The sequence below is a fragment of the Inquilinus ginsengisoli genome (assembly GCF_050434925.1).
Lineage (GTDB): Bacteria > Pseudomonadota > Alphaproteobacteria > DSM-16000 > Inquilinaceae > Inquilinus > Inquilinus ginsengisoli_B.
Genome location: NZ_JBNDJK010000001.1, coordinates 4,161,412 through 4,181,612, shown reverse-complemented (window position 1 = coordinate 4,181,612; position 20,201 = coordinate 4,161,412). Strand labels below are relative to the sequence as shown.

Genomic DNA, 20,201 nt, shown 5'->3' with positions numbered 1-20,201 from the left:
GAGTTTTAACCTTTTGCGATGCAACATGACCAATTCCCGGACTGCTAATAGCGAAGACGGAAATCTGCATCGATTTAATAAGCGAGCATAGGGATGCACAGAGTTATGCCAGTTGGCGGCGAATGAACCAATACGATCACCGCCGCCCTCTACCGACGAATAAATCTACCGATTCCGTCGCTGCGAGATCTATCCCTCGACCCTGGAGAAGTCGCCGACGGCATCCATCGAGCGCGTCAGATCCTCCAGCAGCGCCAGGCGGTTACGGCGCCGCGCCGGATCGGGATCGTTGACCAGCACTGCGTCGAAAAAGGCGTCGACCGCGGGTCGCCAGCCGGCGAGCGTCGTCATCGCCCCGGCAAAGTCGCCGGCCGCCAGAGCCCCACGCAGCGGCTGTGCATCCGCCCCCAGCCGTTCGAACAGCGCCCGCTCCTCGGCCATGGCGAAGCGGGCGGGGTCGACCTCGCCGAAGCCCTCCATCCCGTCCTTCTTGCGCTCGATCCGGCCGATGTTGCCGGCACGGCGATAGGCGGTGAGCAGATTCGCCCCGTCCTCGCTGCCGAGGAAGGCGGCCAGCGCGTCGACCCGGCCGAGCAGCCGCAGCAGGTCGTCCTCGCCGCCCACGGCGAAGACCGCATCGATCAGATCGTGGCGCACGCCCTTCTCGCGCATCGCCACCTTCAGCCGGTCGGCGATGAAGGACAGCAGGTCCTCGACCACCAGGGCGCGGTCGCGCAGGCCCTCGACGCGATAGGCGTCCCAGGCCGAGCCGAAGGCCTCGCGCAGCGGCAGGGCGGCGCGGTTCTCGACCACCAGCCGGATCACGCCCAGCGCGGCCCGGCGCAGCGCGTAGGGGTCGCGGCTGCCGGTCGGCTTCTCGTCGATGGCGAAGAACCCGGCCAGCGTGTCGAGCTTGTCGGCCAGCGCCACGGCGATCGAGACCGGCGCGGTCGGGCAGCGGTCGCTCGGTCCCACCGGCTTGTAGTGGTCGGCGATCGCCTCGGCGACGTCTGGCGCCTCGCTTTGGGCCAGGGCGTAGTAACGGCCCATCAGCCCCTGCAGCTCCGGGAACTCGCCGACCATCTCGGAAGTCAGGTCGGCCTTGGCCAAGCGGGCGGCGCGGTCGGCGCGGGCCGGGTCGGCGCCCAACGTCGGCGCGAGCCAGGCCGCCAAGGCCGCCATGCGTTCGACCTTCTGGGCCACGCTGCCCAGCTTCGCGTGGAAGATGATCGGGTCGAGGCTCTTCACCCGGCCTTCCAGCGGGGTCTTGCGATCCTGGTCCCAGAAGAACTTGGCGTCCGACAGGCGGGCGCGCAGCACCCGCTCGTTGCCGTCGATCACCGTGGCGCCACCGTCCCTGGTCTCGGTGTTGGCGACCACGGCGAAGCGCGGCGCCAGCTTGCCGTCTGCCCCTTCAAGGGCGAAGTAGCGCTGATGGGTGCGCATCGAGGTGACCAGCACCTCTTCCGGCACCGCCATGAAGGCGTCGTCGATCCGGCCGAGATGGGCCACCGGCCATTCGACCAGCCCCGCCACCTCCTCCAGCAGACCCGGATCGTCGCGCAGGGTGAGGCCGGCGGCCTTGGCCTGGGCCTCGACCTGCTCGCGGATCAGCGCCTTGCGCTCCTCGCGGTCGAGCAAGACATAGGCGTCGAGCAGCTTGGCCCGATAGTCGTTGAAGCCGCTGACCGTGATCCGGCCGGGCGCCAGGAAGCGATGGCCGACCGTCGAGTCGACGGCCTCCCTGGCCCCCTCGCCCGAGCCGTCGATGTCCGGCTTGTGCAGGTCGTAGCGGAACGGCACCACCTGGCCGTCGAACAGCGCCAGCACGTGGTGCAGCGGGCGCACCCAGCGCACCACCTGCTCAGCCGCGCGCATCGATTTCGGCCAGGGCAGGCCGAGGATCGCCTTCCGGATCACCTCCGGCAGCAGGTCCGCGGTCGGACCGCCCGGGATGGTCAGGCTGGCGAACCAGATCTTGCCCTTGGGCGTGTCGCGCTGCTCGCACTGGTCGAGCGTCAGCCCGGTCGCCTTCAGGAAACCGTCGATCGCCTGCTGCGGCGCGTCGACCTTCGGCCCCTTACGCTCCTCGGCCACGTCGGGCCGCACTGCCGGCAGGCCGTCGACCACGAGGGTCAGGCGCCGCGGCGTGACGAAAGCCTCGGCCCGGCCGAAAGCCAGGCCGGCCGCCTTCAGCGCGTCAGTGACGAGGGATTTCAGGTCCTCCGCGGCCCGCGCCTGCATGCGGGCCGGGATCTCCTCGGAGAAGAGTTCGAGCAGGAATTCAGCCATGTCAGCTCCCCTCAGGCCGCGTCGAGCCAGAGTCGGCAGCAAGCCCGGGCGAGGTCGCGCACGCGGCCGATATAGGCGGCGCGCTCGACCACGGAGATCACGCCGCGGGCGTCGAGCAGGTTGAAATTGTGGCCGGCCTTCAGGCACTGGTCATAGGCCGGCAGCGCCAGGCGGCGCTCCAGCAGTGCCTTGCACTCCTGCTCCGCATCCTTGAAGTGCTGCAGCAGGATCGCCGTGTCCGCGTGCTCGAAATTATAGGCCGAGTATTCCCGCTCGGCCCGCAGGAACACCTCGCCGTAGCGCTTGGCGCCCGGGGTCTGCGGGTCGTTGAACGGCAGGTCGTAGACGCTCTTCACGTTCAGCAGGTACATCGCCAGGCGCTCGAGCCCGTAGGTCAACTCGACCGGCACGGGGTCGCATTCGATGCCGCCGACCTGCTGGAAATAGGTGTACTGGGTGACCTCCATGCCGTCGCACCAGACCTCCCAGCCGAGGCCCCAGGCGCCGAGCGTCGGGTTCTCCCAGTCATCCTCGACGAAGCGGATGTCGTGCAGCGCCGGGTCGATGCCGAGGGCATAGAGGCTCTGCAGGTACAGGTCCTGCGCATCCGCCGGTGCCGGCTTCATCAGCACCTGGAACTGGTAGTAGTGCTGCAGCCGGTTCGGGTTCTCGCCGTAGCGCCCGTCCTTCGGCCGGCGCGAGGGCTGGACATAGGCGACGTTCCAGACCCGGTCGGGGCCGAGCGACCGCAGCGTCGTCGCCGGATGCGACGTACCAGCGCCGACCTCCATGTCATAAGGCTGCAGGATCAGGCATCCCTGGGCGGCCCAGAAATTCTGCAGCCGCAGGATGATCTCCTGGAAACTCTTCGGGGGTGGGGCGACCACTGGGAAGTCTCGGGGCGGCATGTCTCGGGCTGGCGCTGGAGTGAGGCCGCGCACCATAGGGCGCCGGGCGGGTGGCTTCAAGCACGGGGCGTCCCATTTTGTTACGTCGTCGGCCCCGCGCCAACGCCAGGCAGCATCGGGCGTTGCGGGGATAGGAACGGTTTTGCGAGATAGTCGGCGTAACAGTCTGTTACGCAATCACAAGATGCGGCATGCAATTTTCCTCTATTTTAAATGTCATCCTCGAGCTTGACCCGGCGATGACAGTGAGAGGAAGCGGTAGATCCGTAACGGATCTATTGCCTGCGTTTGAGCACAAGTGCCTCGGCGATGCGCTTTTCCAGGAGCGCCTGCATCTCGTCCATCACCTGCTCATGCGGAATCCATTTCGTGGCCGGGTCGTCGGCCTCGCGCAGCGCCTGCTCCAACTCAGCGTCGACCCAGGCATCGTACTCGGCGCGCGCCTGATCGGCAGAGTGTCCCTTTGCCATGACGTCACCCCTCGCAACGGTGGCTCAGGCCATCGGCATGATAGGCACCGCAGTTCGGGCAGCGGACCAGATCCTCGGTGCGCTTCTGTGCCTTCCGGGCGCGGTGCTGCTGCGACAGCGCATCGCGCCGCGCCGCCGTATCGCGGGCGACGCCGACGCGGCGGGCCATGCCCATCAGCCAGAGCACGCCGACCACCAGCGCAATCGCGACGAGGATCTTGCTGAGCATTTACGTCCTTACATCCCGTAGCGGGACCAGAGGAGGCGATCCTCCACCGCGCCGACGGCGCTGTCCACAGCGGCGGCGGCCAGGCTGTCGGCCCGGGTCAGGCGGCGCAGCCAGCCGGTCGGCTGCTGCACCAGCTTGAGCCGCACCTTCGGCCCGAACTTGGCGCGCAGCACGGCATGGGGGTGGCCGATGCCGTCGGCCAGGCCGAGGGCACGGCCCTTGGCGCCGGTCCAGAACTCGCCGGTGAACAGGGTGGCGTCATCCGCCGTCAGCCGCCCGCCGCGGCGGGCACGGATATGGGCGATAAAGGCGGCGTGGATCTCGCGCTGCAGCTCCTCCAGCTTGGCCACGTCCTCCGGCCGCTCCGGCTGGAACGGGTCGAGGATCGATTTACGCGTGCCGGCGGTGTGCATCCGGCGTTCGACGCCGATGCGCGCGATCGCGTCCTGAAAGCCGAAGCCGGCCGAGATCACGCCGATCGAGCCGATGATCGAGCTGTCATCGACCCAGATCTCGTCGCCGGCGCAGGCCAGCCAGTAGCCGCCCGAGGCGGCGACGTCCTCGACGAAGGCGTAGACCGGGACCTTCTTCTCCTCCGCCAGGTCGCGGATGCGGCGCGCGATCAGCGAGGATTGAACCGGCGATCCACCGGGAGAGTTCACCAGCAGCGCCACCGCGGCCAGGCGCTTGGGGCTGAAGGCGGCGGCGATCGGGCGCGCCAGCTTCTCCATCGACAGGCCCTGGGCCAGGAAGCCACGCCCGCCTCCGATCACGCCGCGCAGCGGCAGAACGGTGACCAGCGGCCCGTCGCCGCGGCCGAGCAAGGGAAGTCGGGACAGGAGGCCCATGGATGCGCTCTCGATCGGTTGGTTGCCGCACGATACCGGGCAGGATATGGCCCGTCGGGCCCCGATTTCAAAAGATCCGGCGCTTCAGAGCGCCAGCGGCGCCGCGTCGCGCAGCACCGCCTGCGCCGCCGGAGTGTAGCCGCCATCGGCCTCGTGCAGCACCAGCCCGGCTGCCAGCACGGCGGGCGAACGGCCGCCCTGCCGCGCCTGCACCAGCACCCGCCGTGCCGGCTCCCCTACCCTCGGCCAGAGCGGGAACAGGGTCAACGCGCCGAAGCCGGGCTGCAGCACGGCGCAGATCTCGTCGACCCGGTCGGCGCGATGGATCAGGGTCAGCCAGCCGCGCGGCTTCAATGCCCGCGCCGCGGCGGCGACCCAGCCGGTGAGATCCAGCCCGTCCTCGACATTCGCCGCCGCCTTGACTGGATGGGCGGAGGCCCGGCCGCGGCCGGGCGGCAGGAAGGGCGGGTTCATCATCACCCGGTCGAAGGGCGCACCAGGGACAGGGTCGGCGACGCTGCCCTCGACGATCGCGGCACGCCCGGCCAGCCCGTTCAGCCCGAGATTCTCACGCGCCAGCGCCGCCAGGCCGGGATCGCGCTCGACGCCGGCAACCGAAATCTCCGGGCAGCGTGCGGCGAGGCAGAGCAGCGCCGCGCCGACGCCGCAGCCGAGATCGGCCACCCGCTCGCCGGGCATGGCCCGCACCGCGGCGGCCAGCAGCACCGGGTCGATCGCGGCCCGGTAGCCGTCTCGCGGCTGCAGCAGGCGGACCCGCCCATCGAGCAGTCGATCCTCGCCGGCCGCCGGTCCCGCCCCCTCAGGCATCCGGCAGGCTTTCCCCCGCGGATTGAAGGACATAGCGTGCCCTGGCCCAGTCATCGACCGCCACCATCAGGCGGCGCGGCAAGATGCCCAGGCTCCCTTCCAGCACGGATGTGTGCATATCAAGGATGACGCTTTCGATCCGGGCGTCGGTCAGCAGCGCCGTCAGGAAGGACAGCCGGACCGGGTCGTTGGTTCGCAGAAGCTCTTTCACGGGGCCCATTTCTCGTTTATGCAGCGCACACAGGCGTCATGGTGACACAATCCGGTCCGGATCGCTGCCCCGCTGCAGGCCGGTGCCGGAGATCGGAATTGGATGTTGAGGAGCCAGGCTTGACCGCCAGTCTTGGAGCGACGAGAGCCGAGTCCCTGCCGCCGGAGCCGACCACCGATTCCGGCGCGCTCGACCGCCTGACCACCCTCGTCGCCGAGGATCTGGAGGCGGTGAACGCCCTGATCCTGCAGCGGATGCAGAGCTCGGTCGAGCTGATCCCGCAGCTGGCCGGCTATCTTATCGCCTCGGGTGGCAAGCGCATCCGTCCGGTGCTGACCCTCGCCTCGGCCCGGCTGTGCGGCCATCGCGGCCAGCGCCATGTCGGCCTGGCCGCTGCCGTCGAGTTCATCCACACCGCCACCCTGCTGCATGACGACGTGGTCGACGAGAGCGACCTGCGCCGCGGCCAGGCCTCGGCCAATGTCGTGTTCGGCAATCAGGCCAGCGTGCTGGTCGGCGACTTCCTGTTCTCCCGCGCCTTCCAGGTGATGGTCGAGGACGGATCGGTCGACACGCTGCGCATCCTGGCCAACGCCTCGGCCGTGATCGCCGAGGGCGAGGTGCTGCAGTTGTCGGCCGCGCACGACACCGTGACCAGCCGCGACACCTATCTGCGGATCATCCGCGCCAAGACGGCGGAGCTGTTCGCCGCGGCCTGCGAGATCGGCGCGGTGGTGGCCGACCGCAGCCCGGCCGAATGCGCCGCCATGCGCAGCTTCGGCACCGAGCTGGGGATCGCTTTCCAGATCGTCGACGATGTGCTGGACTATTCCGCCCGCCAGGCCCGCCTGGGCAAGACCATCGGCGACGATTTCCGCGAGGGCAAGATCACCCTGCCGGTGATCCTGGCCATGGAGCGCGGCAGCGAGGAGGAGCGCGGCTTCTGGCGCCGGACGCTGGAGGATGGCGAGCAGGCCGAGCAGGAGGATCTCGATCACGCTGTGGCTTTGCTGCAGCGCCACCACGCGCTGGCCGACAGCATGGCGGCCGCGCGGGTGCATGCCGAGAACGCCCTCCGGGCGATCCGCCTGCTGCCCGCCTCGCCGATGCGCACGGCGCTGGAGGACGTGGTCGAGTTCGTCGTCGAGCGGGATTTCTGACGAAACTGCGACACAGGCCTTGCGGCCCCCCGCCAGTCTCGCTATAAGCCCAACCGCCGGTGCAACGGAGTGTAGCTCAGCCTGGTAGAGCGCTACGTTCGGGACGTAGAAGCCGGAGGTTCGAATCCTCTCACTCCGACCATTTCCAACCGGTTCGACGGCGCCCTCCCGAGGCGCCGTTTCCTTTTGTGCCTCCTGCCCCGGATAAAAGAGGCCGGCCCGGTTGCGGTGCGGGCCGGCCCTGAAGTGGAGCAATGGAGTCAGTCCGGCGAAGCCTTCGCCGGCCACCCCGACCGGGTCGAGGTGGTAAGTCGGACTATCTTTGATCCGACAGGGTCCCGACACCCCCATATGGGAGGGCCGCATCGGAATTCCGCGGTGCGGAATTGCCTGTTTCACGAGCGATTCACGGGCGGGGACCGAGCGTCAGTCGTGGTGGAACACCTCCGGCATCATCGCCCACCATTCTCCCGCCTCCCGGGTCTCGAACGGCTCCTGGCACGGCGAACACAGCGCCCACCACTCCCGGGTCTTCGGGTCGGCCGCCATCCGCGCCATGTCGGCGGCAAAATCCACGCCGTGATACTCCCAGTAGGCGAACAGGATGTTCTCCGGCTGCTTCAGGAAGATCGAGTAGTTGCGGATCTGGCAGGCGCTGATCGTGGCCAGCACCTCCGGCCACACGGCCTGGTGCAGCCGCAGATACTCCGTCACCGTGTCCGGCTTCAGCCGGATGCACATGCCCATGCGCTGCATCGCTTTCTCCTCGTCCTATCCCCAGAGACCGTTTGGAAATGCGCTGGCGTGAGTCGGCTGGTGGTGGTTTCGAGAACCAGCGCGCAGCGGACGTTTGGGTCCGTGAGCACCGGAAGCGCAGAAACCGCCGTCAGACGGCCGCACCAGTAGCATTTACAACGGTCTCTCAGCGCCGGCCTCGCCACGCGACCCGGTCCTGCCGCGTCGCCTCGGCCACCCTGCCGGCGGCGTCGCGCAGCCAGGCCGGCTTGCGCGCCGCGAGATCGTCGGCGACGGCCCGGGCGCGCGAGCGGCGGGCCGAGTGCAGGTTGGCCAGCTCCGCCCCCATCGCCGTCAGCAGGCGGCGCATCAGGCCGGGATCGGCCAGCGCCGGAAAATCGAGCTTGCGGCTGTTCGGCGCCAACCGGCGGACGAGGATGCCCTTGCGCGGCTTAAGCCAGGGGTCGGCGATGCGGAATTTGCCGAAGGCAACCTCTGCGAAGCGCATCTTGCGATCGCCCCCCTGAACCAGCGACCAGGCCGAGGGCAGCAGCGGCTTGGCCTCGCGCGCCACCGGGCCGCCATGCCAGTCGGCGATTGCGACCCAGCGCGGCCGGCCCAGGCTGCCGGTCCCCGCCACGCGCTGGGCGGTGGCCATGGTCAGATCCGAATCGGGCATGGCCGCGGCCAGGACGTCGCGATAGCTGCGCGGCGGCGAGGCGCGCGGCAACTGCTCCAGCGCCGACCAGAACCGCTCGCGCTCCTCGTCGCTGGCCAGCACCAGGTCGCGCAGCCAGAGGTGCCGGCGTTCCAGCACGAAGGCGGCCGGTGCCCGCAGGCCCTCGACATAGCCGCCGAGGATGGCGGCGGAGATTTCGTCGACGGAGACCGAGCGGTCGCGGCCGCGGGCCAGCACGGCGCTGGCGGCGAGGCGAACGAGGTCGAGCGCGTAAGGCGTCTCCGCCGCCTCGTCGAAATCGTTAACGCCCCAGACCAGGCGACCGTCGGCGTCGCGCCACAGCCCGAAATTGCCGATATGGGCGTCGCCCACCGCGACCACGCGCGGCGTCTCCATCAGGCCGGGGCACAGCTCATGCACGGTTTCGGCCCAGCGGAAACAGGTGGCGCGCAGGAAGAGGAAATCGCTCTCCTCCATCTTGCGATGCTTGCGGTCGAGGTCGGCCTGGACGAGCTGCCGGCCGAGCTGCTCCTCGAGCCAGACCTCGTAGCGCTTGACCGACGCGGTGATCGACCCCATGCGGCCCCCGGCTTTGCCCGGCCGCCATCATAGTCGGCCGCGGCCCGCCGTCCACCGGGACGCGCTGTCAGCGGGGGAGCGTCTCGACCGCCTCGACCACCAGCGGGCTCAGCTCGGCGTTCTTCGCCGCCACCTGGGCGCGGATCTGGTCTTTCATCCGCGGCTCCCAGAAATCCTTGATGTGCTTGCGCACGCCGGCCACCGCCTCCTCCTTGGGGTAGGAGGCGAAGAAGCTGGCGATCTGGTTCGCCATGCGGGTGATCTTGTCGGAGCTGCCGCTCATGCTTCGACCTTGGCTGCAATCAGGGGAGAGAAATCGGTGTAGGCGGTCATGCCGTCGCCACGGGCGAAGGCGATCAGGGTGACGCCGGCGGCCTTCGCCGTGTCGATGGCCAGCGTCGTCGGCGCCGAGATCGCGACCAGGATCGGGATCCCCGCCGCGGCCGTCTTCTGCACCATCTCGAAGCTGCAGCGGCTGGTGATGACGCAGATCCCCTGCCCCGCATCGATGTCCGCGCGAGCCAGGGCGCCGACCAGCTTGTCGAGCGCGTTGTGCCGGCCGACATCCTCGCGCACCAGCCGGATCCGGCCCCCGCGGTCGGCCCAGGCGGCGGCGTGGACGGCGCCGGTGCGGCTGCGGATGTCCTGCAGCCCGTCGAGGTCGCGCAGCGCCCGGCGGATCGCCGCCCGCTCCACCTCGATCGGCTTCGGGGCACGGCGCTTGCGGCCATGCAGGGTGTCGAGGTCGCTGGTGCCGCAGATGCCGCAGCCGGTGCGGCCGGTGATGGTCCGCACCTTCTGCAGCATCTGGGAGAACTGCGCGCCGCGCAGCGCCATCCGCACCTCGATGCCGCGCTCCTCGTCGCCCACGACCTCCTCGACCGTCAGGTCGGACGCCGCATCGGCCAAGCCTTCGGTCAGGCTGAAGCCGAGGGCGAAGTCCTCGAGATCGGCCGGCGACGCCATCATCACGGCGTAGGACAGGCCGTTATAGACCAGCGCCACCGGCACCTCGGCCGCGACCACCTCCTCCACCGGCTCGGCCCGGTCGTCCCGGGTCAGCCGCCGGGCCGGCACGCGCAGATCGGTTGGAGGCAGGGCCATTCTATTCCGCGGCCTCCTGCGGGCGCTCGATCTGGATCGTCTTCTCGCGCAGCTCGCGATAGCCGATCTGCCAGTCGGACAGGTGGTTGACCCGACGAACCTGCACCGCCGTCACCTTGTATTCCGGGCAGTTCGTGGCCCAGTCGGAATAGTCGGTGGTCACCACGTTGGCGCCGGTCTCGGCATGGTGGAAGGTGGTGTAGACGACACCCGGCTGCATCCGGTCGGAGATCCTGGCCCGCAGGCTGGTCTCGCCCGACCGGCTGTGCAGCGCCACCCAGTCGCCGTCGCGGATGCCACGGTTCTCGGCATCCGTCGGGTGGATCTCCAGCACGTCCTCGTCATGCCAGGCGATGTTGTCGGTGCGCCGGGTCTGGGCGCCGACATTGTACTGGCTGAGGATTCGGCCGGTGGTCAGCACCAGCGGGAAGCGCGGGCCGGTGCGCTCCTCGGTCGGCACGAACTCGGTGATCATGAAGCGGCCCTTGCCGCGGACGAAATGGTCGATATGCATGATCGGGGTGCCTTCCGGCGCCGCGTCGTTGCACGGCCACTGCACCGATCCGAGCTCGTCCAGCTTCTGGTACGAGACGTTCTTGAAGGTCGGGGTGGTGCGGGCGATCTCGTCCATGATCTCGCTGGGATGAGTGTAGCCCATCTTGTAGCCCAGCGCCTCGGACAGCATCATCGTCGCTTCCCAGTCGGCATAGCCGGCCTTGGGCGGGGTGACGCGACGGACGCGGCTGATCCGCCGCTCGGCATTGGTGAAGGTGCCGTCCTTCTCCAGGAAGGAGGAGCCGGGCAGGAACACATGGGCGTAGCTGGCGGTCTCGTTCAGGAACAGGTCATGGACGATGACGCATTCCATCGCCGCCAAGCCGGCGGTGACATGCTTCACGTCCGGATCGGACTGGGCAATGTCCTCGCCCTGCACATACAGGCCCTTGAACCCGCCATCGACGGCGGCGTCGAGCATGTTCGGGATGCGCAGGCCCGGCTCGGCCGACAGCACGGTGCCCCACATGTCCTCATAGATCTTCCGCACCTCGTCGCCGGCGACGTGGCGATAGCCCGGGAACTCGTGCGGGAAGGACCCCATGTCGCAGGAGCCCTGGACGTTGTTCTGGCCGCGCAGCGGGTTCACGCCGACGCCGCGACGGCCGATATTGCCGGTCAGCATCGCCAGGTTGGCCATGCCCATGACCATGGTCGAGCCCTGGCTGTGCTCGGTGACGCCGAGGCCGTAATAGATCGCGGCCCGGCCGCCGGTGGCATAGAGCCGCGCCGCCGCCCGCACCTCGGACGCCGGCACGCCGGTGAGGGTCTCGACCGCCTCCGGCGAATGGCGCGGATCGGCGATGAACTCGGCCCAGCGCGAGAATTCGGCGATGTCGCAGCGCTCGCGGACGTAGTCCTCGGCCACCAGCCCCTCGGTCACGATCACATGCGCCAGCGCGTTGACGACCGCGACATTGGTGCCGGGCTTCAGCGGCAGGTGATGGTCGGCCTTGATGTGGGCCGACTTCACAAGGTCGATGCGGCGCGGATCGACCACGATCAGCCGGGCGCCCTCGCGCAGACGGCGCTTCATGCGGCTGGCGAAGACCGGATGGGCGTCGGTCGGGTTGGCGCCGATCACCACGATCACGTCGCTCTCGTCGACGCTATCGAAATCCTGGGTGCCGGCCGAGGTGCCGAAGGTCTGGCCCAGGCCGTAGCCGGTCGGCGAATGGCAGACCCGGGCGCAGGTGTCGACATTGTTGTTGCCGAAGCCGGCGCGGATCATCTTCTGAACGAGGTAGGTCTCCTCGTTGGTGCAGCGCGACGAGGTGATGCCGCCGATCGAATCCTTGCCGTAGGTCGCCTGGATCCGCTTCAGCTCGGAGGCGGCATAGGAAATTGCCTCCTCCCACGACACCTCGCGCCACGGATCGGTGATCTGCTTGCGGATCATCGGCTTGGTGATCCGGTCCTTGTGGGTCGCGTAGCCCCAGGCGAAGCGGCCCTTGACGCAGCTGTGGCCGTGATTGGCCTTGCCATCCTTGTACGGCGTCATCCGCACCACCTCGGTGCCCTGCATCTCGGCCTTGAAGGCGCAGCCGACGCCGCAATAGGCGCAGGTGGTGACCACCGAATGCTCCGGCTGGCCGGCCTCGATGATGCTGTTCTCCATCAGCGTCGCGGTCGGGCAGGCCTGGACGCAGGCGCCGCAGGAGACGCACTCGCTCTCCTTGAAGCCGTCATCCTGGCCGGCCGAGACGAAGGAGCCGAAGCCGCGGCCGTCGATGGTCAGGGCGAAGGTGCCCTGCACCTCCTCGCAGGCCCGGACGCAGCGCGAGCAGACGATGCATTTGGTCGGGTCGAAGGTGAAATAGGGGTTGGAGGTGTCCTTCTCGCCGACCAGGTGGTTGGCGCCGTCATAGCCGTAGCGCACCTCGCGCAGGCCCACGACGCCGGCCATGTCCTGCAGCTCGCAATCGCCGTTGGCGGCGCAGGTCAGGCAGTCCAGCGGGTGGTCGGAGATGTAGAGTTCCATCACGTTCCGGCGCAGCTTCGCCAGCTTCGGCGACTGCGTCCGGACCTTCATGCCGGGCTCGACCGGCGTGGTGCAGGAGGCCGGCGTGCCGCGCCGCCCCTCGATCTCGACGACGCAGAGCCGGCAGGAGCCGAAGGGCTCCAGGCTGTCGGTCGCGCACAGCTTCGGTATCGCGGTCTCGATCTCGGCCGCCGCCCGCATCACCGAGGTGCCGGCGGGCACGGTCACGGCCTCGCCATCGATCTCCAGCGTCACCATGTTGGGCGAGATCCGCGCCGGGGTCCCGAAATCCTGTTCCGTCACGAGAGCCATCGGATGGACTCCTTACTCGGCCGCTTGCGCCGGGGCGGGCGCGCGGTCGAAATCATCGGGGAAATGGGTCAGGGCGCTGAGCACCGGATAGGGGGTGAGGCCGCCGAGGGCGCAGAGCGACCCGTCCAGCATGGTCTCGCACAGGTCTTCGATCAGCGTCAGGTTGCGGCCGAGCTCGCGCCCGCCGGTCTCCCGGTTGGCGATGATCTTGTCGATCGTCTCGGCGCCGCGGGTCGAGCCGATGCGGCAGGGCGTGCACTTGCCGCAGCTCTCGATGGCGCAGAACTCCATGGCGAAGCGGGCCTGGACGGCGAGGTCGACGCTGTCGTCGAACACCACGACTCCGCCATGGCCCAGCATGCCCTTCTTCGCCGCCATCGACTCGTAGTCGAGCGGCGTGTCCAGCAGGCTGTCCGGGAAATAGGCGCCGAGCGGGCCGCCGACCTGGACCGCGCGGAACGGCCGGCCGCTGGCGGTGCCGCCGCCGAAGCCCTCGATCAGCTCACGCAGGGTCAGGCCGAAGGCGACCTCGATCAGTCCGCCGCGCTTGACGTTGCCGGCCAGTTGCAGCGGCTGGGTGCCGCGCGACCGGCCGGTGCCGTAATCGGCGTAGAAGGCGGCGCCCTTGTCGAGGATGATCGGCACCGAGGTCAGCGACAGCACGTTGTTGATCACCGTCGGCTTGCCGAACAGGCCCTTCAGGGCCGGCAGCGGCGGCTTCGGCCGGACCATGCCGCGCTTGCCCTCCAGGCTCTCCAGCAGCGAGGTCTCCTCGCCGCAGATGTAGGCGCCGGCGCCGACCCGGACCTCGAGGTCGAAGCGCTTGCCGCTATCGAGGACGCTGGGGCCGAGCAAGCGGCGCTGATAGGCGATGTCGATCGCCGCGTTCATCGCCGCGATCGCATGCGGATATTCCGAGCGGATGTAGACGAAGCCCTTGGTCGCGCCGGTGGCGATGCCGGCGATGATCATGCCCTCGACCAGCAGGAAGGGGTCGCCTTCCATGATCATCCGGTCGGCAAAGGTGCCGCTGTCGCCCTCGTCGGCGTTGCAGACGATGTATTTCCGGTCGGACTGGGCCTGCAGCACGGTGCGCCACTTGATGCCGGTCGGGAAGCCGGCGCCGCCGCGGCCGCGCAGACCGGAGGCCGTGACCGTCTCGACGATCGCCGCCGGCTCCATCGCCAGCGCGGCGCGCAGGCCCTTCAGCCCGTCATGCGCCTCGTAATCGTCCAGTGACAGCGGGTCGGTGATGCCGCAGCGGGCGAAGGTCAGGCGCTGCTGCCTGGCGAGATAGGGGATCTCCTCCGGCCGGCCAAGCCGAAGCGGATGGTCGCCGCCCTCGGCGAAGCCGGCGGCGAACAGGCCCGGCACGTCCTCGGCCTCGACCGGGCCGTAGCCGATGCGGCCGTCCGGCGTCTCGACCTCGACGAACGGCTCCAGCCACAGCAGGCCGCGCGAGCCGTTGCGCACCAGCTGCAACTCGACGCCGCGGGCGGCAGCCTCGGCCTGGATGGCGCGGGCGACATCGTCGGCACCGACCGAGACAGCAGCAGCGTCGCGGGGGACGAAGACCTTCATCGCCCGGCCTCCATGGCGTCGACCAGGCGGTCCAGGCGCCTGGTGTCGATCCGCCCGACCAGCTCGCCATCGGCCAGCGCCGCCGGGGCGCAGGCGCAGTTGCCGAGGCAGTAGACCGGCTCGACCGTGATCCGGCCGTCCGCCGTGGTCTCGTGCAGCCCGATGTCGAGCCGCCGCCGCAGATGCTCGGCGAGGTCGCGCGCGCCCATCGACTGGCAGGCCTCGGCCTGGCACAGCTTCAGCACGTGGTGCCCGGCGGGCTCGGACCGGAAATCATGGTAGAAGGTGATGACCCCGTGCACCTCGGCGCGGGACAGGTTCAGCGCGTCGGCCAGCAGCGGCACCGCCTCGCGCGGCACATGGCCGAAGACCGATTGCAGGTCGTGCAGGATGGGCAACAGCGGCCCTTCGGTCGCACCATGCGATGCGATCACGTCACGCGCCACCTCGGCGTCCCAGCCCCGGTGTTCGGGCATTCCGTCCCACTCCCTTTTCGGGTTCGTTGGTTCGGGCGGCCCTTGGCTGCCACCCGATAATTTAGGATGGGCGGGTGCGTATACCAGATTCAAATACAAAGCCCGGATGAATTGATAAACAGCGCTTATGAAGATGGGGGCTGCAGCGGCGTGCCCTGCAACTCGGCATCGAGGTCCAGGGTGCGGGCGGTGTCGAACAGGCCGCGGGCCAAGGGCGACGGCGGATCGCGATCGGCCATCACCAGGCCGACGGTGCGGGTCGCCTCCGGCTCGACCAGGCGCAAGGCCCGGGTCCCCGCGGGCACGCCGAACAGGTGCAGCAGCGCCCGCGGCATGACGCTGGACCAGGGCCCCGAGCGGACATGCGAGCACAGGTTGATGATGCTGTCGGTCTCGACCGCGGCTCGCGGCGAACAGCCGACCGACCGGAAGATGCCGTCGATGATCCGCCGGTTCTGCATGGTCGGGGTCAGCAGGCACAGCGGCAGCTCCGCCGCCTCCGCCCAACGGATGGTGCGGCGCGATGCCGCCGCCTGATCCGCCGGCATCAGCAGGATGTAGTCCTCCTGGTACAGCGGCAGGCTGCGGACATGGCGCAACGGCTCGTTGTCGAGATAGGTGACGCCGACATCGATCTCGAAATTCTCCAGCCCGGCCTCGATCTGGATCGAGGTCTGCGACAGCACCGACACGGTGACGGCCGGGTGCGACTGGGCGAAAGGCGAGGTGACCAGCGACACGATCGGCAGGGCCGAGGGCACGGCGCCGATCCGCAGCTTGCCGGCCAAGCCCTGCTGCAGCATCGCCAGCTCCTGCGCCAGGCCGTCGCGGTCGGCCAGGATCTTCTTGGCCCAGTCGAGCACCAAGGCGCCTTCGCGGGTGAAGCCCTGGAAGCGGTGGCCGCGCTCGACGATCGGCACCTGCAGCTCTTCCTCGAGCTGGCGCAGCGCGGTCGACAGCGCCGGCTGCGACACGCGGCAGGCCTCCGCTGCACGGGCGAAATGCTTCTCGCGGGCGAGGGCGACGAGGTATTCGAGCTGGCGGATGACCATCGGGCCTCCGGAATGCGACTTGATAACGCATGGTTATCGGACGCCTCCGCCCCCGCCGCAAGCGGGTCAGCCCGGCGCCGTTTCGATTGGCCCTCCGCGACCCGGCCGCTAAGCTGCCGTCCTCCTCACTCGACATAGCGATCCCGTGACGACGACAGCCCTGGGCGGCGACCGCCTGCTCGACCATCCCTCCTTCCTGGTGTTCTGGGGCGCGCGGGTGCTGTCCGCCATCGGCTTCCAGATGTCGGCCGTCGCCATCGGCTGGCTGGCCTACGCGCTGACCGGCAGCGCCTATACGCTGGGCCTGGTCGGGCTGTTCCAGTTCCTGCCGATGGTGGTGCTGACGCTGCTGGTCGGCCATGTCGCCGACCGCTACGACCGCCGCCGCATCGTCCAGATCTGCCTGGCCGTCGAAGGCGCGACGCTGGTGGTGCTGGCGCTCGGCATCCTGGATGGCTGGCTGACCGTGCCCGGCATCTTCGCCGCGGTGCTGGTGCTGGGCGCGGCCCGCGCCTTCGAGCAGCCGACCATGGCGGCGCTGCTGCCGGCGGTGGTGCCGGCCGGCATCCTGCCCCGGGCGCTCGCCGTCTCGTCCTCCGCGATGCAGACGGCGACGATCGTCGGCCCGTCGATCGGCGGGCTGCTCTACGCCGTCGGCACCACGGTGCCCTTCGCCGTCGCCGCCGCCAGCTTTCTCGGCGCCGGCGCGCTGATGCTGCTGATGCGGCTGGAGCGGCCGCCGCCGCAGCGCGAGCCGGCGACGCTGCGCTCGGTGTTCTCCGGCATCGCCTTCATCCGCAGCCAGCCGATGATCCTCGGCGCCATCTCGCTCGACATGTTCGCGGTGCTGCTGGGCGGGGCGACGGCGCTGCTGCCGATCTATGCCCATGACATCCTGCAGACCGGCCCATGGGGCCTGGGCCTGCTGCGCGCCGCCCCGGCCGTCGGGGCGCTGATCATGTCGGCGGTGCTGACCCGGGTGCCGTTGCGCCGCGCCGTCGGCCTCAAGATGTTCGCCGCGGTGATCGTGTTCGGCGCCGCCACCGTGGTCTTCGCCGCCTCCACCAGCCTCGCCGTGTCGCTGGTGGCGCTGGCCGTGCTCGGCGCCGCCGACAACGTCAGCGTGGTGATCCGCAGCTCGCTGGTGCAACTGCTGACGCCGGACGGGATGCGCGGCCGGGTCAGCGCCGTGAACTCGCTGTTCATCGGCACCTCGAACCAGCTCGGCGAGTTCGAATCCGGCATGGCCGCCGGGCTGCTCGGCGCGGTGCCGGCCGGCATCCTCGGCGGCGTCGGCACCGTCGTGGTCGCGCTGCTGTGGATGCGGCTGTTCCCGGCGCTGCGCAAGGCGCAGACCCTGTCAGGCTGAGCGAATGATGACCAATCCCGCGCCGACCGGTGTCGCCGAGCTGATCGAATGGTTGTCGGGCGACGAGTGCCACGACGCCTCGGGGGCCGAGCTGCTGGCCGGGCTGGGCCAGCGGCTGCGCGCGCTGGGCCTGCCGGTCGACCGGCTGAGCCTGCATCTGCGCACGCTGCACCCGCAGATCCTGGCCCGCACCTTCGCCTGGACCGAGGGCGAGCCGGTCGAGCTGCGCGACCGCGACAACTCGATCGAGCGTCTGCCCTTCTTCGCCGGCAACCCGATCCGGCGGGCCACCGAGGCGCGGAGCTGGCTGAGCCTCTCGACGCCGGAGGAGATCGCCGGGCTGGAGGAGCTGGACTTCTTCCAAAATCGCAACCTGGCGGTGGCGGAGGTCGTGCCGCTGCTGATGGGCCAGGGCCCGGCCAGCGCGGTCGTCTTCGCCACGCGGCGGCCGGAGGGGTTCGGACCGGACGGCCGCGCCCTGCTGCAGCGCATCGTCCCGGCCCTGCGCGGCGCCTGCGAGATCCGCCTGCTGCAGCTGGCCGAGGCGACGCTGCTCGACACCTATGTCGGCCCGCTCACCGGCCGGCGCATCCTGGAAGGGCATATCCGGCGCGGCGATGTCGAGACGCTGAACGCGGCGCTGCTGCTGTGCGACCTGCGCGACTTCACCGTGCTGTCGAACCGGCTGCCGCCGGAGCAGATGCTGGACCGGCTCAACCTCTACTTCGACCAGCTGGTGCCGCCGATCGCCGCCCATGGCGGCGAGGTGCTGAAGTTCATGGGCGACGCCGTGCTGGCCTTCTTCCACCACCAGGACGGGCCGGCGGCCAGCTGCGCCGCGGCTTTCGAGGCGGCGCGCCAGGCCCTGACGAACATCCACTCCGTCTCCCAGGCCGGGACGCCGCTCTCCGCCGGGGTGGCGCTGCACCATGGCGAGGTCGCCTATGGCAATATCGGCTCCGGCGGGCGGCTGGACTTCACCGTGATCGGCCGCGACGTCAACCTGGTCAGCCGGATCTAGACCGCCTGCGCCACCACCGGCCAGCCGCTGCTGATGTCACCGCACTTCGCGGCGCTGCTGGACCGACCGGGCAGCCGCAGCATCGGCCCGCACCCGCTGAAGGGCTTCGCCGAGCCGCTGGAGCTGTTCGCCTGGGCTTCCGAGTAAGGCTCAGGTGAAGGCGTCGGGCATGCTGTCCTTCTTGCGCCGCATGAAGTCCTGCAGCGCCTCGTCGATCGCGGGGTCGATCGCCGGCGCCTCATACTCCTCCAGCATGCGCTTCCAGATCTTGTTGGCACGCTGCGAGGCGTCCTGCCGGCCCTCGGCCTCCCACTGCTCGTAGGAGTTGTTGTCGGCGACGGTCGAGCGGTAGAAGGCGTTCTCGAAATTGCGCTGGGTGTGGTCGCAGCCGAGATAGTGGCTGCCCGGGCCGACCTGGCGGATCGCGTCCATCGCCTGGCCGTTCTCGCTGAGGTCGATGCCCTCGGCCATCACCTGCATCATGCCGAGCTGGTCGGTGTCGAGGATGAACTTCTCATAGGAGCTGACCAGGCCGCCTTCGAGCCAGCCGGCGGCGTGCAGCACGAAGTTGACCCCGCCCAGCATGGTCGGCAGCAGGGTGTTCGCGCTCTCGAACGCCGCCTGGGCGTCCGGCGCCTTGGAGCCGCAGAGCGAGCCGCCGGAGCGGAACGGCACGCCCAGGCGCCGGGCCAGGGCGGCGGCGCCGTACAGCACCAGTGCCGGCTCCGGCGTGCCGAAGGTCGGCGCGCCGGACTGCATCGAGATCGAGCTGGCGAAGGAGCCGAACACGACGGGCGCGCCGGGGCGGCACAGCTGCGCCGTGGCCATGCCGGCCAGGCTCTCGGCCAGGGTCTGGGTCAGCACGCCGGCGCTGGTGACCGGCGCCATGGCGCCCGCCAGGATGAACGGGGTGACGATCACCGCCTGGTTGGCCCGGGCGTAGGTCTTCAGCGCGCCGAGCATGGTGCCGTCCCACACCATCGGCGAGTTGGCGTTGATCAGGCTGATCAGCACGCAGTTCCGGTCGACGAACTCCTCGCCGAACACCAGCCGCGCCATGGCGACCGTGTCCTCGGCCCGCTCCGGCGCGGTGACCGAGCCCATGAACGGTTTGTCGGAGTACTTGATGTGGGAATAGACCATGTCGAGATGCCGCTTGTTCACCGGCAGGTCGACGGGCTCGCACACGGTGCCGCCGGAGTGGTGCATCGCCGGCGTCATGTAGGCGAGCTTGACGAAGTTGCGGAAATCCTCGATCCGGGCGTAGCGGCGGCCCTCGTCGAGGGTGCGGATGAAGGGCGGGCCGTAGACCGGGGCGAAGACGGTGTTGCCGCCGCCGATCTGCACATTGCGGTCCGGGTTCCGCGCATATTGAGTGAACTCGCGTGGCGCGGTCGCCTGCACCAGCTGCCGGCACAGGCCGCGCGGGAAGCGGATGCGGGTGCCCTTGACGTCGGCGCCGGCCGCCTTCCACAGCTCCAGCGTCTCCTCGTCGTCGCGGAACTCGAGGCCGATCTCCTCCAGCACCGTGTCGGCGTTGTGCTCGATCAGCTCGAGCCCGTCGGTCTGCAGCACCTCGTAGAGCGGGATCTTGCGCGAGATGTATTTCAGCTGCTGCAGCCCGCCGCCGCGGCGCAGGGCGCGCCGGGCCTCGGCGCCGCCGCGGCCGCGGCGGCCGGCCCGACCGCCGGTGTCCTGGGTGTCACCCGATGGGGTGTCGTCCGATGGGATGGCAGCGTCGGTCATGGCGGGCATTCCTTCTCGCAGAGTCCCGATGCTACGCGCCGAGGCTGCGGCGACCATCGTGCCTG

General features: G+C 69.5%; 19 protein-coding genes and 1 tRNA gene. 4 read left to right on the top strand and 16 right to left on the bottom strand.

The window, feature by feature from the left end; genetic code table 11:
* Window positions 1-189: 189 nt before the first annotated feature.
* The 7 genes from glyS to QFZ27_RS19890 form a co-directional block, all read right to left on the bottom strand.
* A complete protein-coding gene (gene glyS, locus QFZ27_RS19920; RefSeq protein WP_429228139.1) occupies window positions 190-2,292 on the bottom strand; it encodes a glycine--tRNA ligase subunit beta in 2,103 nt (700 codons plus the stop codon).
* Window positions 2,293-2,303: 11 nt separating this feature from the next.
* A complete protein-coding gene (locus tag QFZ27_RS19915) occupies window positions 2,304-3,179 on the bottom strand; it encodes a glycine--tRNA ligase subunit alpha (RefSeq protein WP_429228137.1) in 876 nt (291 codons plus the stop codon).
* Window positions 3,180-3,475: 296 nt separating this feature from the next.
* Complete coding sequence (locus QFZ27_RS19910) at window positions 3,476-3,670, bottom strand: hypothetical protein (protein WP_429228136.1); 195 nt, start codon at window positions 3,668-3,670, stop codon at window positions 3,476-3,478.
* Window positions 3,671-3,674: 4 nt separating this feature from the next.
* Window positions 3,675-3,899, bottom strand: coding sequence for a hypothetical protein (locus QFZ27_RS19905; protein WP_429228135.1), 225 nt, complete (start codon window positions 3,897-3,899; stop codon window positions 3,675-3,677).
* Window positions 3,900-3,907: 8 nt separating this feature from the next.
* Entirely contained in the window at window positions 3,908-4,747 is an 840-nt protein-coding gene (locus tag QFZ27_RS19900) for a S49 family peptidase (RefSeq protein ID WP_429228134.1), read from the bottom strand.
* 84 nt (window positions 4,748-4,831) lie between these two features.
* A complete protein-coding gene (locus QFZ27_RS19895; protein ID WP_429228133.1) occupies window positions 4,832-5,575 on the bottom strand; it encodes a tRNA1(Val) (adenine(37)-N6)-methyltransferase in 744 nt (247 codons plus the stop codon).
* A complete protein-coding gene (locus tag QFZ27_RS19890; protein WP_342239233.1) occupies window positions 5,568-5,786 on the bottom strand; it encodes a putative signal transducing protein in 219 nt (72 codons plus the stop codon). Before QFZ27_RS19890 ends, QFZ27_RS19895 begins: the two co-directional genes overlap by 8 nt.
* 155 nt (window positions 5,787-5,941) lie before the next feature.
* Here QFZ27_RS19890 and QFZ27_RS19885 point away from each other — a divergent pair, with 155 nt between their 5' ends.
* Window positions 5,942-6,946, top strand: coding sequence for a polyprenyl synthetase family protein (locus tag QFZ27_RS19885; protein ID WP_429232478.1), 1,005 nt, complete (start codon window positions 5,942-5,944; stop codon window positions 6,944-6,946).
* Between the two features lie 65 nt (window positions 6,947-7,011).
* A tRNA-Pro gene (locus tag QFZ27_RS19880) sits at window positions 7,012-7,088 on the top strand.
* 284 nt (window positions 7,089-7,372) lie between these two features.
* Here the strand turns inward: QFZ27_RS19880 and QFZ27_RS19875 are convergent.
* From QFZ27_RS19875 to QFZ27_RS19840, 8 genes are all read right to left on the bottom strand, one after another.
* Window positions 7,373-7,702, bottom strand: a complete 330-nt coding sequence (locus tag QFZ27_RS19875; RefSeq protein ID WP_429228132.1) for an L-rhamnose mutarotase — start codon at window positions 7,700-7,702, stop codon at window positions 7,373-7,375.
* 166 nt (window positions 7,703-7,868) lie between these two features.
* On the bottom strand, window positions 7,869-8,939 hold the full coding sequence (locus QFZ27_RS19870; RefSeq protein WP_429228131.1) for a DUF2252 family protein: 1,071 nt from the start codon (window positions 8,937-8,939) through the stop codon (window positions 7,869-7,871).
* Between the two features lie 67 nt (window positions 8,940-9,006).
* Entirely contained in the window at window positions 9,007-9,222 is a 216-nt protein-coding gene (locus tag QFZ27_RS19865; RefSeq protein WP_429228130.1) for a formate dehydrogenase subunit delta, read from the bottom strand.
* A complete protein-coding gene (gene fdhD, locus QFZ27_RS19860; protein WP_429228129.1) occupies window positions 9,219-10,043 on the bottom strand; it encodes a formate dehydrogenase accessory sulfurtransferase FdhD in 825 nt (274 codons plus the stop codon). The genes QFZ27_RS19865 and fdhD overlap by 4 nt, the downstream gene beginning before the upstream one ends.
* A 1-nt stretch (window position 10,044) precedes the next feature.
* Window positions 10,045-12,891 (bottom strand): formate dehydrogenase subunit alpha, encoded by a 2,847-nt coding sequence (gene fdhF / locus QFZ27_RS19855; protein WP_429228128.1) that lies wholly within the window; start codon window positions 12,889-12,891, stop codon window positions 10,045-10,047.
* 12 nt (window positions 12,892-12,903) lie between these two features.
* On the bottom strand, window positions 12,904-14,472 hold the full coding sequence (locus QFZ27_RS19850; RefSeq protein ID WP_429228127.1) for a formate dehydrogenase beta subunit: 1,569 nt from the start codon (window positions 14,470-14,472) through the stop codon (window positions 12,904-12,906).
* On the bottom strand, window positions 14,469-14,948 hold the full coding sequence (locus QFZ27_RS19845; RefSeq protein ID WP_429228126.1) for a formate dehydrogenase subunit gamma: 480 nt from the start codon (window positions 14,946-14,948) through the stop codon (window positions 14,469-14,471). Before QFZ27_RS19845 ends, QFZ27_RS19850 begins: the two co-directional genes overlap by 4 nt.
* A gap of 125 nt (window positions 14,949-15,073) precedes the next feature.
* On the bottom strand, window positions 15,074-16,000 hold the full coding sequence (locus tag QFZ27_RS19840) for a LysR family transcriptional regulator (RefSeq protein WP_429228125.1): 927 nt from the start codon (window positions 15,998-16,000) through the stop codon (window positions 15,074-15,076).
* 145 nt (window positions 16,001-16,145) lie between these two features.
* Between QFZ27_RS19840 and QFZ27_RS19835 the strand changes: the two genes are divergently transcribed.
* Entirely contained in the window at window positions 16,146-17,369 is a 1,224-nt protein-coding gene (locus QFZ27_RS19835) for an MFS transporter (protein ID WP_429228124.1), read from the top strand.
* A gap of 7 nt (window positions 17,370-17,376) precedes the next feature.
* On the top strand, window positions 17,377-18,390 hold the full coding sequence (locus tag QFZ27_RS19830; protein ID WP_429228123.1) for an adenylate/guanylate cyclase domain-containing protein: 1,014 nt from the start codon (window positions 17,377-17,379) through the stop codon (window positions 18,388-18,390).
* A 150-nt stretch (window positions 18,391-18,540) separates the two neighbouring features.
* Here QFZ27_RS19830 and QFZ27_RS19825 read toward each other — a convergent pair whose 3' ends face one another.
* Complete coding sequence (locus tag QFZ27_RS19825) at window positions 18,541-20,136, bottom strand: trimethylamine methyltransferase family protein (protein WP_429228122.1); 1,596 nt, start codon at window positions 20,134-20,136, stop codon at window positions 18,541-18,543.
* Window positions 20,137-20,201 lie beyond the last annotated feature (65 nt).

Coding starts and splice junctions, on each gene's coding strand:
- QFZ27_RS19865 (WP_429228130.1), bottom strand. CDS start 9,222: ATGAGCGGCAGCTCCGACAAGATCACCCGCATGGCGAACCAGATCGCC.
- fdhD (WP_429228129.1), bottom strand. CDS start 10,043: ATGGCCCTGCCTCCAACCGATCTGCGCGTGCCGGCCCGGCGGCTGACC.
- fdhF (WP_429228128.1), bottom strand. CDS start 12,891: ATGGCTCTCGTGACGGAACAGGATTTCGGGACCCCGGCGCGGATCTCG.
- QFZ27_RS19910 (WP_429228136.1), bottom strand. CDS start 3,670: ATGGCAAAGGGACACTCTGCCGATCAGGCGCGCGCCGAGTACGATGCC.
- QFZ27_RS19870 (WP_429228131.1), bottom strand. CDS start 8,939: ATGGGGTCGATCACCGCGTCGGTCAAGCGCTACGAGGTCTGGCTCGAG.
- QFZ27_RS19875 (WP_429228132.1), bottom strand. CDS start 7,702: ATGCAGCGCATGGGCATGTGCATCCGGCTGAAGCCGGACACGGTGACG.
- QFZ27_RS19905 (WP_429228135.1), bottom strand. CDS start 3,899: ATGCTCAGCAAGATCCTCGTCGCGATTGCGCTGGTGGTCGGCGTGCTC.
- QFZ27_RS19830 (WP_429228123.1), top strand. CDS start 17,377: ATGACCAATCCCGCGCCGACCGGTGTCGCCGAGCTGATCGAATGGTTG.
- glyS (WP_429228139.1), bottom strand. CDS start 2,292: ATGGCTGAATTCCTGCTCGAACTCTTCTCCGAGGAGATCCCGGCCCGC.
- QFZ27_RS19895 (WP_429228133.1), bottom strand. CDS start 5,575: ATGCCTGAGGGGGCGGGACCGGCGGCCGGCGAGGATCGACTGCTCGAT.
- QFZ27_RS19840 (WP_429228125.1), bottom strand. CDS start 16,000: ATGGTCATCCGCCAGCTCGAATACCTCGTCGCCCTCGCCCGCGAGAAG.
- QFZ27_RS19850 (WP_429228127.1), bottom strand. CDS start 14,472: ATGAAGGTCTTCGTCCCCCGCGACGCTGCTGCTGTCTCGGTCGGTGCC.
- QFZ27_RS19845 (WP_429228126.1), bottom strand. CDS start 14,948: ATGCCCGAACACCGGGGCTGGGACGCCGAGGTGGCGCGTGACGTGATC.
- QFZ27_RS19825 (WP_429228122.1), bottom strand. CDS start 20,136: ATGACCGACGCTGCCATCCCATCGGACGACACCCCATCGGGTGACACC.
- QFZ27_RS19900 (WP_429228134.1), bottom strand. CDS start 4,747: ATGGGCCTCCTGTCCCGACTTCCCTTGCTCGGCCGCGGCGACGGGCCG.